This is a genomic window from Shimia thalassica (genome assembly GCF_001458215.1).
Lineage (GTDB): Bacteria > Pseudomonadota > Alphaproteobacteria > Rhodobacterales > Rhodobacteraceae > Shimia > Shimia thalassica.
In genome coordinates this window covers 381,365-396,945 of the sequence record NZ_CYTW01000003.1, presented here as the reverse complement: position 1 = coordinate 396,945, position 15,581 = coordinate 381,365, and the positions used below count along the sequence as shown (strand labels likewise).

Sequence of the window (15,581 nt, the reverse complement as noted above, 5' to 3'; positions counted from 1 at the left end):
AGGTCAAAGTGTTCTTCGAACTCAACGGCCAACCCCGCGTCATCCGCGTGCCCAACCGTCTGGTGAAATCCTCGACCGAGCAACGCCCCAAAGCCGAAGCCGGCAACGCCAACCACATCGGCGCGCCGATGCCCGGCGTCGTCGCCACCGTCGCCGTCACCACCGGACAAGAGGTCAAGGAAGGCGACCTCCTCCTCACCATCGAGGCCATGAAAATGGAAACCGGCATCCACGCAGAACGAGACGCCACCATCAAAGCCGTCCACGCAACACCAGGCGGCCAAATCGACGCAAAAGACCTCCTCGTCGAACTACAGTAAAGACAACTACCCCCCCAAACGGGGGGGTAGTTTACTGCAACGGGTCGATGGATTGGCCCGCGATGGCCAGATAATCCATCACATCGCGAACGTCTGCTTCACTCAGTTGAACACCGCTGTGAAGCGCCCCCGACAACACATGCCGCAATGCCCAGTCGTGACGCGCCCCAAACTGTCGGGCGGCAGCAGGCGCCAGTTCCGGATTCTGCGCCAGCGCATGTTCGAGTGCTGACAAAATCTCCATGCCTAAAGACAGGTCTCCGGACAATCGGTGCAACGCCAAAGCTTCGATCAAAAGCTCACGATTGGTCATCGAAAGGGATGGATCGTCAAGATAAGTCTCGACCAGATTTGTGACCGCGTCCTTTTTGCCGGCTTCCACAAACGCCGTTGCGTAGGCTCCGAAAACCGGACCCGTCGCTCGTCTGTTGTGGTTCAGGCCTTGTTTGACAAAGGATTGCGCGGTGTCTTGCGTGCTCAACCCCAGCAAAAGAACACGGATGGGTTCCAGTTCACGCTCTTGAACGGGGCCGATGTCTGATGTGATCCCCTTCACGTTCAACGAAAATGACAGCTCGCGCAGAACGCTGTAATCGGCCTGATCCAATTCGCGCAGCGCAAGGTTTCGCACCTGCCGGTTTGGATGGTCGATCATGTCCGCGAACAGCTGAAACCGTTCGAAATCCCCGCCCAAACGCCAGCTGGAGTGATTTTGCATGATCTCGTCAACGATGGGGTGCATGGCAGAATCGACATAGGCCAGCCGTTTCCAGTTGCCGGTTTCCGGATCGAGGAAAAAGAGAACACTGTCGCTTTCGGACACGGCCAGCTTGCGTCTCGTGACGCTGTCCACCAGCTGCGGCAACTCTACACCGTCGATTGGCCCCTTGAGCGCTTTGACAGGAGTATACCGAAAGGGGTTGGTTTCACTTTGGCGCGCCAGAAGAATGTGATCACTGGACAGCAGTTGCTCGACCATGCTCGGTCGGGGGGCATAATTGTGAAACCCACAGGCCTGTGCAGTGCCAAAAAGTGAAAGGGCAAAACAGGCCCCGAAGATGAAATGTCTAACCATGTGTATTGGCTAGCAGGTTTTGTGACCTTGGCAGAGTCACAAATTGTCGATTGGCGGGTTGTGGCCAATGCGCCCGAACCGGTCAGCGCCTGTCTTTCAGACCCAAAAGGCCGCCCGAAACGGACGGCCTTTTGTCTGTTTTACCTCAAACAAAATCGATGTGTTTGTTGAATGGCATTTCCCGTATCCGCCGTCCGGTTGCTGCGAAAATTGCATTCGCGAGCGCGGGGGCCGCAGGTGGCACAGGGGGTTCCCCAATGCCGCGCACCTTGGCTCCGTGTTCCAGACCTTTGACAAAAATCTCGGGGCACTGGTGCAACCGCATTCCTTCTGCATCCCAATAATTTGCCTGTTCAGCCATGCCATCGGCATAGGTGATCTCGCTGTTGATTGCGTGCCCCAAGGCAAAGACCACCCCACCCTGAACAAGGTTTTCAAAGTTGACCGGATCAACAACGGTGCCAACGTCTGCGGCCACCCAAACCTTGTCGATACGAATGCCGTCTTCTGTGTTGGTCACTTCGATCACTTCGGCCGTGGGCACGCCAAAGCTTTCGACAAAGGCGACCCCGCGGCCTTTGTTCGGGCCCAGCGCACCGCCCCAAGACGACATCTCGGCCACGGCCTCCAAGACCTTGCGGCTTGTTTCATGCCCCATCAGGCGAATGCGTTCTTCCATCGGGTCCGCGCCGGCCTCGTGGATCAATTCATCCAGGAAGCTGTCAAAGAAGAACCCGTTGGCCGACGCCCCGACCGAACGCCAAGAGGACACCGGTGCCAGTTGTGGCACGCGATACCCGCGCATCCGGTAGTTCGGCAACGCATAGGGATTGTTCCATGCCCCTGCCACGATCTGGCTGTCCGGACCTGGAACCGGCATTTGGGCACGCCCCATTTGGGACTCGATCACCGACGGCATGGCCACCTGCAAGTCAATCGCTTCGACCTTGCCATCTTTTACCGTACCGGCGCCGCGCGCCATGCCGATATGACGGGGATAGTCATGGGCAAAGTCTTCTTCCCGCGAGTAGGTCAGTTTGACCGGTGTGCCGCGCATCTGGTTTGCGATTTCCGTCGCCTGTTTGATGTTGTCGAACTCAAGCCGGTGCCCAAAGCTGCCGCCCATGAACTGGTTCACAAAGGTCACTTGTTCGGCCTCGTGTCCGGTGATCTGAGCCACCAGCACCTGCAACTGGCGCGGGATCTGGTGCCCTGCCCATACCGTGACACCGTCCTCTTCGACCAATACAGTAGCGTTCAGCGGCTCAAGCGGAGCATGGGCCACATAAGGCGCACGATATTCCGCGTTCAGAGGCGTGTCAGCGGCCAGAGCCGCATCCGTGTCACCATCATCGCGCCATTTCTTGTCGAGACGATCGTCGACAAACGATTTGCCGATTTCCTCCCAATGCTGGTCCTGCTCCGCCGGATAAGGCGCCTCGCCCCAGTCGAAATCGATCGCGTTCACCGCCTGAATGGCGCGCCATGTGTTGTCGGCAATCACGCCAACCCCACCTGTGATCTCGACCACATTGGAGACACCTCGCATGTCTGTGGCGGCACTGGCATCATAGCCTTTCATGGCGCCACCCTGACGCGGGTTCACCTTGACGGCGGCATGCACCTGTCCGGGAATGTCGAGGTCGATCCCATAGGTTTGGGTTCCCGTGGATTTGGCAACCATATCGATCCGCTGCGTCGGCTTGCCGATCAGACGCCATTGGCCCGGATCGCGCAATGCAACGTCTGTGACGGGATCAAGTGCCGCCGCAATCGGTGCCAGTTCCTGATAGCTGAGACGCGTTCCGTCCGGCAGGATCACATGCCCCGCTTCGGTTTTCAGCGCGGTGGTATTGATGCCCGACTTCTGTGCCGCTGCCGCCTTGAGCGTTTCGCGCGCAATTGCACCCGCGCGGCGCAGTTTGTCAAAGCTGTCCGGAATGGTGGTCGAGCCACCGGTGATTTGCATGCCCATCAATTTGACCACGCCGCCCATGATGCCACGCATGGTTTCGGCGGTGAACCCGTCGTCCGTCGACGGGAACGGCACGCCTTCGTCTGCCAGTGCGGTGTTCCAATAAGCTTTGTCTGGTTGGCCAAAACTGGTTTCAAATTGTCCAAACTCGAGATCAAGCTCTTCGGCAATCAAGGTTGCCTGCGAATGCGCAACCCCCTGCCCTTTGTCACCATGTGACCCGATCAGGGTGATCTTGTCTCCGTCGATCACCACCCAAGGATTGAACGTGGTCGCCCCGCTGGCAAGCTCATCCTCAAGCGGGTTTTCATAAGGTGTTTTGACCTTATACACGCCAAAAGCCACACCACCGACAACAGCAGCCGACCCGATCAAAAACGAACGGCGGGCAATTTTTCCGATAGACGCCATGATTTACGCCCCCTGAATTTTGGTGGCGGCGGTTTTGACCGCGGCACGAATACGTGGATAGGTTCCGCACCGACACAAATTGCCGGACATGGCTTCGTCGATATCGTCATCCGACGGGTTTGGCGTCTCGGCTAAAAGAGAGGCCGCCTGCATGATCTGTCCGGATTGACAATATCCGCATTGCGCGACCTGATGTTCGATCCATGCCTCCTGAACCGCGTGCAAGGCGTCCGGCTGTCCCAACCCGTTGATGGTTGTCACCTCGCCGTCCACATCCGAGGCCGCAGTCTGGCAAGATCGCACGGCAACACCGTCGATATGGACAGTACATGCACCACACGCAGCGACCCCACAGCCGTACTTCACACCCTTGATGCCAAGCTCATCCCTAAGCACCCACAACAATGGCATGTCATCTTCGACATCCACATCATGCGACTTTCCATCCACAACGAGTTTCACGCGCTTTCTCCTGCTGGCTTGTTCGTTGCCTTAAAGATTAGCATTAATCTGCGCTTTGCAACTTGCGAATTGCGCCAAAATTCACTCTGATGGTGCCAAATCTCTTGCAAAAGGTGGATCGCGGGTCAGGTCTGCGCCACTTTAAATACTGCAAACAAACGCTACGAGGACTACCATGAGCCCGAAACACCTCTACACCAGTGGAGACAAGTTTTATCAACTTTGTCAGGTTCTCAAGATTGATCCAGTGCGCGTTCTGCGAAGGGCGGGTTTGCCTGCAGACTATATTGAGCACGAGGGCAAAGGCAGCACCGCCCGACAATTCTTTGCGATTTTCCAGGCCGTCTTTGACGAGGCAAAACGCGATGACTTGCCGCTTTTTCTGGGCAAGCTGTACGCGCACGGCCCCTTTGTGCCGCCGGTTTTTGCCTTTTCCTGCAGCCCCGACATCGAAAGTGGCGTCAAGCGTATGGCTTTGTTCAAGCCCCTGATCGCTCCATGCCAGCTGGCCGTTATTCGCGACGAGGCAAAAGTGTCTCTTACCTTTCAATCCAGCGATCCAACCTGTGAAATGCCTTCGGCGATGGCCATGTTCGAACTGGTCTATTTCCTTGAATGTAGCCGAACCTTCACCGCCGAACACATTATTCCGCTCGATATCACCTTGCCAGAAGGCGGATATCTCACACCTGAACTCGAAGACTATTTTGGTGTCAGGCCAACCGCGACTGGTATCCCTGCGATCCATCTCAGCCACGAAGACGCAACGCGCCCCCTGATTTCGCAAAATGCCGAGATGCTGGCTGGGTTCGAACGCGACTTCAAGCGACAGCTCGCCGAAAAGATGACGTTCACTCCGGTCACCGATCGGGTGCGCAACACTTTGTTCGAAATGCTACCAGCAGGACATTCCTCGGTTGATGCTGCATGTGACCGCCTTTGCATGTCGCGCAGAAGTCTGCAAAGGAAGTTGAAAAGCGAGGCAACGACATATCAATCGGTTTTGGATGAAGTGCGTTCTGAACTTTCCCTGCACTATCTGCGCCTTGATGACATGAGTGTCGAAGAAATCTCGTATCTTCTGGCATACCGAGACCCAAATTCGTTTTACCGTGCTTTTCATGGCTGGACAGGCATGACCCCTCTTCAAGCCCGAACCGCTTCGGTGTGATATTGGCGCGATTAGCAAGCATATTGGCGCGATGTGTTTTTGAAATGGCGTGTTGTGAGATTTAGATTGAAGTCAACGAAACACAGACCCTCAGGAGTTTCTTATGACCCAAACGATTCTCATAACTGGCGCGTCATCTGGCATTGGTAAAGTCACAGCACAGGTTTTCCATGACAAGGGCTGGAATGTTATCGCGACGATGCGCTCACCTGAAAAAGAAGAACACTTGACCCAACTCGACAACGTGCTGGTCACCAGACTTGACGTGACCGACAGTACGTCCATCTCGGCTGCTGTGACAGCAGGCATCGAAAAGTTCGGCCAGATCGATGTCCTTTTGAACAACGCCGGATATGGGGCTTACGGCCCACTCGAAGCTTTCCCAATGGAACGCATTCGCCGCCAATTTGATACCAATGTGATCGGGCTGATCGAAGTGACAAAAGCCATTTTACCTCACATGCGCTCAAACAAAGCCGGCACGATCGTCAATATCTCGTCCATCGGCGGGCAAATGACCTTTCCTCTTGGGGCCTTGTATCACGGTACAAAATTTGCCGTCGAAGGTATTTCTGAGGCCATGCATTACGAGCTTGAGGCGGCCGGTATCAAAACGAAAATCGTTGAACCAGGCATGATCGCAACTGACTTTGGGGGGCGGTCGTTCGACTTTGTAAATGACGAATCCATAGAAGAATACCAGCCCGTCGTACAAGCCTTGTTCGGGGCGTGGGGACAAAACGTTCAGGCCTCGGAGCCGATTGTGGTGGCGGAGGTCATTTACGGCGCTGTGACAGACGGAACCAATACGCTGCGATACCGCGCTGGTGCCGATGCTGTCGAACTGCTCGACAACCGCAAGGCCTTGGATGATGCCACCTTCATTGGCGGCATGAAGCAACAACTGGGCTTGTAAGGCTCGCGAAAGGACACCGTTATGCAGATCGACACTTCTTCTCCGGTCATGGTGACCGGTGCAACTGGATACGTGGCCGGTTGGATCGTCAAAGAGTTGCTGGAGGCAGGCCTGACCGTACATGCGCCTGTGCGGAACCCTGACGCAACCGCCAAAGTTCAACACTTGATTGACTTTGCCGAGGCCTCATCGGGCGATATCAAGCTCTTTAAAGCCGATCTTCTGAAGGATGGATCATACGCCGAAGCCATGAAGAGCTGTTCGGTTGTCTTTCACACGGCGTCGCCGTTTACGGTGCGCGTGAAGGACCCGCAAAAGGAATTGATTGATCCCGCCGTAAACGGAACCCGCAATGTGCTGGAACAGGCCAGTCAAACCGAAAGCGTCAAGCGCGTGGTCCTGACCAGCTCCTGCGCGGCAATTTACACAGATGCCGCTGATTGCGCTGCAGCCCCCAATGGTATCCTGACCGAGGAGGTATGGAACACCACGGCATCGCTTGACTATCAGCCCTATTCCTATTCCAAAACACTGGCGGAACGGGCGGCATGGGACATCGCCAAGCAACAATCAAATTGGGACCTTGTGGTTCTCAATCCGTCACTGGTGATCGGGCCTGCCCTGAACTCGAATCCCACATCCGAAAGCTTCAGCATAGTCAAACAACTCGGTGATGGCACGCTCAAGGCCGGTGCCCCACGCGCCGGATTTGGCGTGGTCGATGTGCGCGATCTGGCACAAGCGCATGTTGCCGCAGCTTTCACGCCAGAAGCCGAAGGCCGTCATATCATATCGGGACATAATACGGACCTGTTGGAACTCGGACTGGCCCTGCGTGACAGGTTCGCCTCTGACTATCCTTTACCGCGCAGAGCCCTTCCAAAATGGCTCGTCTGGCTTGTGGCGCCCATGTCGGGATTGCCTCGTAAATTTGTCTCGCTCAATGTGAATGTCGCCTGGAAAGCAGACAACTCAAAAGGCAAACGGGTGTTCGGCCAGCGCTATCGGCCTCTGAAAGACTCGATGGAAGACATGTTTCAACAGCTCGTTGATCGGGGTGTTTTCAAAAAGTCCTAAACCCTCCAGTGACAAGAAGGCTTGACCTTCCCATGGCGGGAAGCTTTATCAAGAGGCAAGTCCCCCTCTTATGAAGGCATATTCCATGTCACATTCCGCCCAGTTACGTTTTGAAATTGATGGCATGAGCTGCGCCGGCTGCGCCGGCCGTGCCGAACGTGCCCTGCAGGCGATGCCGGGACAGTCCGATGCGTCGGTCAACCTTGCTGCGGAAACCGGTTTTGTGACGCTGACCTCTGCCAAGGCTGTCGATATTCGCCAAACCCTGAAAACCGCAGGATACCCCGCGCGCGAAGAAAGTGTCGTGCTTGATATTGCCGATATGAGCTGTGCGTCCTGCGTCGCCCGTATTGAAAACGCACTGAGCAAAGTTTCGGGCGTGATCGAGGCCCACGTCAATCTTGCCAACGCCACGGCAACGGTCACTTTTTTGCGTGGCACGATCGAGGCCCGCGATCTTGTGGCAGTGGTGGAAGGTGTCGGCTATCCTGCGACACCGCGAGCCGATACAGCAACCAGCGCCCCCGAACCGGACAAGGTGACGCCTGCGCGCAACCGGTTCCTCATTGCGGCGCTACTTACCCTACCCGTGTTTATTCTGGAGATGGGGGGGCACATCTTTCCCCCCTTCCATCATTGGGTGGGGCGGACTATCGGCTTTGAGACATCCTGGATCCTACAGTTCGCGTTGACGACATTGGTGATGATCTGGCCCGGACGCGGCTTCTTTACCAAGGGTATCCCCCTTTTGTTGCGCCGGACGCCGGACATGAATTCGCTTGTCGCGCTTGGGTCACTGGCGGCATGGGGGTACTCTACCGTGACGCTTTTTGCGCCCGCATTGCTGCCTGCTGCGGCGCGGAATGTGTATTTCGAAGCGGCGGCTGTGATCATCACCCTCATCCTTCTTGGTCGCTGGCTCGAAGCGCGCGCAAAGGGGCGTACCGGTGATGCCATTCGCAAACTTGCCGGGCTTCAGGCCAATACAGCACGCGTTGAACGCGCTGGTGAGGTGGTCGAGATCGCTGTGGAAGACGTTGTGGTTGGCGACATCCTGCACCTGCGCCCCGGCGAGAAGGTGGCGGTGGATGGCCTTGTCCTCACCGGCAAAAGCCACATTAATGAAAGCATGATCTCTGGCGAACCCCTGCCCGTGTCCAAAGGTGTGGACAGTAAAGTTATCGCAGGCACCGTCAACGGAACAGGCGCCCTGACCTATCGCGCAACGGGCGTGGGGCGGGACACCATGCTGGCCCGCATTATTTCCATGGTCGAGCAGGCACAGGGGGCGAAACTGCCTGTTCAGTCGTTGGTGGACCGGATTGTCCTGATCTTTGTGCCCGCCGTGATTGCCATTGCTGTTCTGGCAACCTTTGCATGGCTTTTCTTTGGGCCCGATCCAAAACTGGCCCATGCACTGGTGGCGGGTGTATCGGTGCTTATCATTGCCTGCCCTTGTGCAATGGGGCTGGCAACGCCAACCTCGATCATGGTTGGTACGGGTCGCGCCGCCGAAATGGGGGTGCTGTTCCGCAAAGGAGAAGCGCTTCAACAACTGGACGAGGTCACCACCGTGACCTTTGATAAAACAGGCACGCTGACGGAAGGCCGCCCCGAATTGGTTGTTCTTGAAACCTGTGCCGGCTTTGAAGAAGACAATGTGCTGCGCATGGCAGCCTCGGTAGAAAGCCAGTCTGAACACCCCATTGCTCATGCGATCGAACGTGCCGCCCACGCCAAGGGGATCGCACTATCGACTCCGTCAGATTTCAACGCAATCGAAGGACATGGTGTCACCGCGAAGGTCGACGGACATCTGGTGCTGATCGGGAACCCGCGCCTAATGGTACGCGAGGGCATCGATTTTACCGATATGTCGGCATTGGCACAGACCTCTGCAGGAAAAGGCGAAACACCTTTCTTTGTTGCGATCAACGGCAAGCTGGCCGGATTGATCTCGGTCGCTGATCCCATCAAGCCCAGCGCACGGGACGCCATTGTGCGCCTCAAGGAAGCCGGCATTCAGGTCGCGATGATAACCGGTGACAACGCCACCACCGCAGCGGCCATTGCAAGTGACCTTGGCATTGAGCAGGTACAGGCCGATGTTCTGCCCGAAGGCAAAGCCGCCGCCGTGGCAAAGTTTCAAACACAGGGACCGGTCGCCTTTGTCGGGGACGGGATCAATGACGCCCCTGCTTTGGCCAAGGCAGACACCGGCATCGCGATTGGCACCGGTACGGATGTCGCCATCGAAAGCGCCGATGTTGTCTTGGTCTCGGGCGATCTGGCAGGTGTTGTCAACGCCCTGGATATCTCGATCTCGACGATGAAGAATATTCGCCAGAACCTGTTCTGGGCCTTCGTGTATAATATCGCCCTGATCCCCGTCGCCGCCGGCCTGTTTTATCCGCTGCTCGGCTGGCAACTGTCGCCCATGCTCGGGGCCGGGGCAATGGCGCTATCTTCAGTGTTTGTTTTGACCAATGCCCTGCGCCTGCGCCACGTCTCACCAGCCATGCCTATGACACCACAGGAGTAAGCCATGAACATCGGAGAAATTTCCGGCAAGTCCGGCCTGCCTGCCAAAACCATCCGGTATTACGAGGATATCGGATTGATCACGCCGCAAAGGTCCGAAAACGGCTACCGCAGGTTCAGTGACACAGACCTTCACAAGCTGACCTTTCTGGGGCGTGCGCGTGCCCTCGGTTTCTCGATTGAAGACTGCCGGACCTTGATGGCCATGTACGAGGACGAGTCCCGCGCCAGTTCCGACGTTAAACTGGTCGCGACAGAGCACCTGAACCGGATTGATGAGAAGATCGCGCAGCTGCAATCCATGCGCAGCACCCTGTCTCATCTCGTATCCGAATGCGCCGGTGACAACCGTCCCGATTGTCCGATCCTGAATGATCTGGCCTGCGGCAAGTCTTGAAGACAGTTTTTTCTGTGTCTCGCTAGACCAGGCGGGAAACCGCACTAGGTTACGATGCCACACCGGAGTTCATCATGACCAAAGCCATCCACTGGTTCCGGCGCGATCTGCGTCTGTCCGACAATCCAGCCCTGACGCGGGCTGCAAAATCCGGACAGGTTGTCCCCGTCTATATCCATGACGACGCCTCCCCTCTTGGGGGGGCAAGCGCCGCTTGGCTGCATCGTTCGCTCAAGGCGCTGGATGACTCGTTAGATGGCAACTTGGTGCTTCTTCGTGGAAACCCTCTGACGATTCTACCGACGTTGGTGCATGAGGTTGGCGCAACCACCGTCACCTGGACCCGCCGCTATGATCCGTCGGGGATCACGATGGACACATCGTTGAAACAAGCGTTGAAGGCCGAAGGTGTCAGTGTCCATAGCGAGAACGGTGCGCTGTTGTGGGAACCGATGGACGTCAACAAAGAGGATGGAACGCCTTACAAGGTGTTTACCCCATTCTATCGTCGCGGATGTCAGGCCGCACCGCCGCCCCGTTCACCTTTGGCGCCCCCCGAGCTGGAATTGTGCAAAGACCCCCAAGGGGTGTCCCTGTCGGACCTTGATCTCAGGGATGATCGCGGCTGGGACACGGCCATGCTTGCCGATTGGACACCGGGCGAGATCGGCGCCAGAGAGCGTCTGGAAGACTTCCTCGACGGAGGGTTGCAAGGCTACAAAGAGGGGCGGAACCACCCCGATAAGGCAAACGTGTCGCGCCTGTCTCCTCATCTTCATTTTGGCGAGATCTCTCCAAACACCGTGTGGCATCTGGCACGCACGCTCCCGTCAAGTATCGACCAAGACCATTTCCTGTCCGAATTGGGATGGCGTGAATTTTCCCATAGCATTCTGTTTCACAACCCGCAGATTGCGCGACAAAACCTTAATCCGAAATTTGACGCTTTTCCGTGGCGCGAAGATGCCGTGGGGCTTCGCAAGTGGCAGCAGGGTCAAACCGGCATCCCCATCATCGATGCGGGTATGCGCGAGCTTTGGCAAACCGGATACATGCACAATCGCGTCCGCATGATCGTGGCCTCGTTTCTTGTGAAAAACCTGATGGTCCACTGGCGGCACGGGTTACGCTGGTTCGATGACACGCTTGTTGATGCCGATCCGGCCAACAACCCTGCCAGCTGGCAATGGGTGGCGGGCAGTGGCGCCGATGCGGCGCCGTTCTTTCGGATTTTTAATCCTGTCACGCAAAGCGAAAAGTTCGACGGCAAAGGCGCCTATATCCGCCGCTTTGTTCCGGAACTGGCGGCGCTAAAGGACAAGGATATCCATGCGCCGTGGCGCGCGCCTGATGTGTTGCTGCAAGCGGCGGGTGTCACCTTGGGCGAGACCTATCCCCACCCGATTGCTGACCTGAAGGATTCGCGCGAGCGTGCGCTAGCTGCCTTCAAAACGCTCTAATTTCTCCTCTTAGGTCAAACCGTTAGCGCAATCAGATGCCACTCCGTCACATTTACCGCTAACACCCGATGCACACCCGCTGTTCCCCCTTTCCGAAAGGAAACAGGCGTCCTATACCGCGCGCAAATTGTGGACAAAGGAATACGTCAATGACCGTCACGGTAGCAATCAACGGATTTGGCCGCATTGGCCGCTGCACCCTCATGCACATCGCTGAAAGCGCACGCGATGACGTGAAAGTTGTCAAGGTGAACGCCACTGGCCCGCTGGAAACCGCGGCTCACCTGATCCGTTATGACTCGGTACACGGACGCTTTCGCAACGAAGTAAAAATCGGCGACGGCACCATGGATCTTGGCGCTGGCGAGATGCAGATGTATTCGACCTATGACATGGAAGAACTGGACTGGGACGGCGTCGATGTTGTTCTGGAATGCACAGGCAAATTCAACGACGGCGAAAAGGCCAAAAAGCACCTCGAGCGTGGCGCGAAAAAAGTTCTGCTGTCTGCTCCGGGCAAAAACGTCGACAAAACCATCGTTTTCGGTGTGAACGACGAAATGCTTGCAGCGTCGGATACCATGATCTCGAACGGATCCTGCACAACGAACTGTCTGGCACCTGTTGCCAAGGTCCTGAACAACAGGTTTGGCATTGAGTCTGGCATCATGACCACGATCCACGCCTACACTGGCGACCAGCCCACACTGGACCGTCGCCACAAAGACCTGTACCGCGCCCGTGCTGCGGCCATGTCGATGATCCCGACCTCGACCGGTGCTGCCAAAGCCTTGGGTGAAGTTCTTCCCGAACTCAAAGGCAAGCTGGATGGATCCGCTGTTCGCGTTCCAACACCAAACGTTTCTGCGGTAGACCTCACCTTTATCGCCCAAAAAGACGTGACCGAAGCCGACGTAAACGCAGCCATGGCAGAAGCATCTGCAGGCGCCATGAAAGGCGTTCTGGGTTACACGGAAGAGAAGCTGGTTTCGACCGACTTTAACCACACAAGCGAAAGCTCGATCTTTGCTGCTGACCAAACCAAAGTTATCGGTGGCCGTCTGGTTCGTGTCCTTGCATGGTACGACAACGAATGGGGCTTCTCTTGCCGCATGGCTGACGTAGCCAACAAAATGGGCCGCATGTAAGCGCCCCATCTGCTGATCAAATCTTGCGCCTTCGGACGCTGTCGGGCATATCTTTCTTGTCCGACACGCATTCGAAGGCGCTTTGCATTCATGACCAACCCGATCGCAGTTTTTCTGGCCCTCTTTATCTTTGCAGGCTTGGGTTACGATCTCATCTGGATGGACGGTCAGGCCACATTGCTGCTGGTGCGCAAACTGGTGGACCTGATCGAATGGGTCGCATTCTGGCGCTGACCTCCCGTTCTGCGGCGGATTAGTCCATGCGCACTCTGACAGACATTTCTCCTTTGACGGCGGTTTCCCACTTCAGGTGAAGCTCGTCATTCGCTGTCCCCTGCCCCGTTCGCGCATACGGCATCGAGAAGACACCTGTATTGCCCGAAGTTTCGATTTTGCTAATCGGAACCAGAGATTCAACCGTTCTGGGTTGTCCTCCAAAGGGCAGCTTGTTTTCTGTATCAATAACCCAGGTATTTGATGCGGACGATTGGGTATAGTCGATCTGGAGCGGATTATAGCAAGGGGTCGTGATCGCGTGGAATGTGTTGCCTTCAACCAGAACATGCTTGCCCTTGCTCATATCAAGATCGGCAAAACTGGTATCAACGCGATCCACACGGTCCATGCTGCCATGCAGGCTTCGGAACTTGTTGCCGGTCACTGTCAGGCCAGTGATATAATGCCCTTGGCCATGTGGTTTGATCACAAGGTACGCCACCCACGGTGCGACATCCCCGGATAGGAACACGTTGTCCGTCACACTTAGCGCGCTGAACGAATACCCGCCCCCGAAATCCGGCGTCGCATCATATTCGTTGGTCCATTCCAGCGAAGCGTTGTCAACATAGTTGCTGTCGAACGTCATCGAGATATGAGACAGCGCCATGATGACACCTGCCGTGCGCAATCCGGCGTCCTCACCGTCTCCTTGGAAAAAGTGGTTGCCCGTCACCACAGCATTCATCCCGCCAATAATCAGGAAATGCCGGAACTGGCTGGCACGGTTGTTGCGGACTTTGACATCATTTGCATTGGTGCTGATCGCAATGGAAATGCGATCCTGCGCCGGCGTGCCGCCCTCTGCGGTGATGAAGTTACAGCGATCCACAAGCATGCCCTGACACCCCGAACCGGGTGACGTGATCGCGCGGTGTTTGGGACGATTGAAAAAACAATCTCGAATATGAAACGCCACACCGGATGTGGCCAACAAGATACCGCTCGCCAGACTGTTACACAGGAATTCCACATCGGAAATGTTGAACAGGCTGATGGTGTCAAAGCCGCTAAAGTCGAGCACGTATTTGAACCGCGTAAAGGTATAGTTCTGCGTTCCCTCTGCGTCGTACAATGGTTGGGACAGCCTGATTTCCTGCGTCGAGATATTCTTGCTCTCGACATAGATTTCGCGACCGACGCCATTGGCGGACACGCGCGCACCAACGGGCACATTGGCCACGTTCACAACATTGGTCAGCGTGCGCGGATCATCCGAGTCATACGTTGCTTGGGATGTGACCGTATCCGGCGTCCACGCCGTATCCCCCGTCACATAGAACTGGCCATTCCGGATCACGCGGCGCTGCGCATAGGAGTTCTTGGTCGCCACGACCTCGCGCAGATCAATCGGTTCGGTCACGGTGATGCGGCGCCCGCCCATGTCCAAAGATTCATGGTCCGAGTTGTTCAGCAAGGACTGGAATGCCTTTTTAAAGGCCAGCTCTTCATTGCCAAATGCCTCGATATAGGCAGGCAGGTGAAAGTTCCGGTTGAGCGTCAGGTATTTGTCTGTCGGCATTGTAATAGTGCCCTGAAACCGCACAGGCGTTGTAAAGGTCACGCTATTGGCAAGGTGGTACGTACCGTCAGGCACAAGAACTTCTCGTCCGTTCGCGGCGCTGTTTGCGGCCGCGAAAGCCTCTGAATCGTCGGTGACACCGTCGCCGATTGCACCATAGTCGCGCACATCGACCCAATCCATCATATCTCTGAGATAGGCACCTGTGATGTCTTCGATTTCGATATCATCGATACGCACGATACCGCCTGTCGCGCCCACCAGATCCAAACCGAAATGCCCATAGACAGGATCGCTGCCCCACACCATGTCGACACCGCCACGCGCGCCCGTTCCAACAATTGCGCGCAATTCGACCACTTCGCCATAGTTCGTAAGCGCCACCTCGGGACCGATTTCGACCAACCCCGGCACATTGTTGCCACTGCCATAAGCCGCGTAACCCGCAATGCGCACCGAAGGCAAAGCACCGCTCACAGCCTTGATGCGCACGGTGATCTGCAAATAGCACCCGGGCAGCATGGGTGTTTGCCCCATATACCGCACCTTTTGCGTGGTCGCGGTTTTTTGCAACTCGAGGCACCCACCGAAATCCTGGTCACTGGGCACAAAGGCCGCATTCATCGCATTCTGATAGGTATCCGAACCGGATGTTCCATTACCGCTCGACCAAACATTCAAATTACTTTCGAATGCGGGCGGCATGAACAGCACACCATCTGTAATCGCCTTGTTCATAAGTTCCCTTTCCAAGCTTGCCCAATCCAGCCCCGAGGGGCGTTTTGTCTTGAAACGGGAGATATCAAAGCGCCCTTAAAGCCCCCCGACAG

The 15,581-nt window shown here is 56.2% G+C and carries 13 protein-coding genes; 9 read left to right on the top strand and 4 right to left on the bottom strand.

Features of this window, described 5'->3' with window-relative positions:
* Window positions 1-320: biotin/lipoyl-containing protein (locus PH7735_RS15210; protein ID WP_058312243.1), on the top strand; the 320-nt coding region annotated here is incomplete at its 5' end.
* 31 nt (window positions 321-351) lie between these two features.
* On the opposite strand, the gene PH7735_RS15205 is transcribed toward PH7735_RS15210, so the two are convergent.
* The 3 genes from PH7735_RS15205 to PH7735_RS15195 all read right to left on the bottom strand — a co-directional run bounded on the left by PH7735_RS15205 (window position 352) and on the right by PH7735_RS15195 (window position 4,243).
* Window positions 352-1,299 carry a hypothetical protein gene (locus PH7735_RS15205; protein ID WP_145865344.1) on the bottom strand — a complete coding sequence of 316 codons (948 nt, stop codon included), beginning with the start codon at window positions 1,297-1,299 and terminating at the stop codon, window positions 352-354.
* A gap of 241 nt (window positions 1,300-1,540) precedes the next feature.
* A complete protein-coding gene (locus PH7735_RS15200) occupies window positions 1,541-3,781 on the bottom strand; it encodes a xanthine dehydrogenase family protein molybdopterin-binding subunit (protein WP_058312241.1) in 2,241 nt (746 codons plus the stop codon).
* 3 nt (window positions 3,782-3,784) lie between these two features.
* The gene (locus PH7735_RS15195; RefSeq protein WP_058312240.1) at window positions 3,785-4,243 is read right to left on the bottom strand and encodes a (2Fe-2S)-binding protein; all 459 of its coding nucleotides are present in this window, start codon (window positions 4,241-4,243) and stop codon (window positions 3,785-3,787) included.
* 175 nt (window positions 4,244-4,418) lie between these two features.
* On the opposite strand from PH7735_RS15195, the gene PH7735_RS15190 reads away from it, so the two are divergent.
* The 8 genes from PH7735_RS15190 to PH7735_RS15155 all read left to right on the top strand — a co-directional run bounded on the left by PH7735_RS15190 (window position 4,419) and on the right by PH7735_RS15155 (window position 13,187).
* On the top strand, window positions 4,419-5,414 hold the full coding sequence (locus PH7735_RS15190) for an AraC family transcriptional regulator (RefSeq protein WP_058312239.1): 996 nt from the start codon (window positions 4,419-4,421) through the stop codon (window positions 5,412-5,414).
* Window positions 5,415-5,517: 103 nt separating this feature from the next.
* Entirely contained in the window at window positions 5,518-6,330 is an 813-nt protein-coding gene (locus tag PH7735_RS15185; protein ID WP_058312238.1) for an SDR family oxidoreductase, read from the top strand.
* Window positions 6,331-6,351: 21 nt separating this feature from the next.
* Window positions 6,352-7,407, top strand: a complete 1,056-nt coding sequence (locus tag PH7735_RS15180; protein WP_058312237.1) for an NAD-dependent epimerase/dehydratase family protein — start codon at window positions 6,352-6,354, stop codon at window positions 7,405-7,407.
* Window positions 7,408-7,492: 85 nt separating this feature from the next.
* The gene (locus PH7735_RS15175; protein ID WP_058312279.1) at window positions 7,493-9,949 is read left to right on the top strand and encodes a heavy metal translocating P-type ATPase; all 2,457 of its coding nucleotides are present in this window, start codon (window positions 7,493-7,495) and stop codon (window positions 9,947-9,949) included.
* Window positions 9,950-9,952: 3 nt separating this feature from the next.
* On the top strand, window positions 9,953-10,345 hold the full coding sequence (gene cueR / locus PH7735_RS15170) for a Cu(I)-responsive transcriptional regulator (protein ID WP_058312236.1): 393 nt from the start codon (window positions 9,953-9,955) through the stop codon (window positions 10,343-10,345).
* Window positions 10,346-10,419: 74 nt separating this feature from the next.
* Window positions 10,420-11,805 (top strand): cryptochrome/photolyase family protein, encoded by a 1,386-nt coding sequence (locus PH7735_RS15165; RefSeq protein ID WP_058312235.1) that lies wholly within the window; start codon window positions 10,420-10,422, stop codon window positions 11,803-11,805.
* A gap of 149 nt (window positions 11,806-11,954) precedes the next feature.
* The gene (gap, locus tag PH7735_RS15160; RefSeq protein WP_058312234.1) at window positions 11,955-12,953 is read left to right on the top strand and encodes a type I glyceraldehyde-3-phosphate dehydrogenase; all 999 of its coding nucleotides are present in this window, start codon (window positions 11,955-11,957) and stop codon (window positions 12,951-12,953) included.
* 90 nt (window positions 12,954-13,043) lie between these two features.
* On the top strand, window positions 13,044-13,187 hold the full coding sequence (locus tag PH7735_RS15155; protein ID WP_058312233.1) for a hypothetical protein: 144 nt from the start codon (window positions 13,044-13,046) through the stop codon (window positions 13,185-13,187).
* A gap of 19 nt (window positions 13,188-13,206) precedes the next feature.
* Here PH7735_RS15155 and PH7735_RS15150 read toward each other — a convergent pair whose 3' ends face one another.
* A complete protein-coding gene (locus tag PH7735_RS15150) occupies window positions 13,207-15,489 on the bottom strand; it encodes a glycosyl hydrolase family 28-related protein (RefSeq protein WP_058312232.1) in 2,283 nt (760 codons plus the stop codon).
* Window positions 15,490-15,581: the final 92 nt, after the last annotated feature.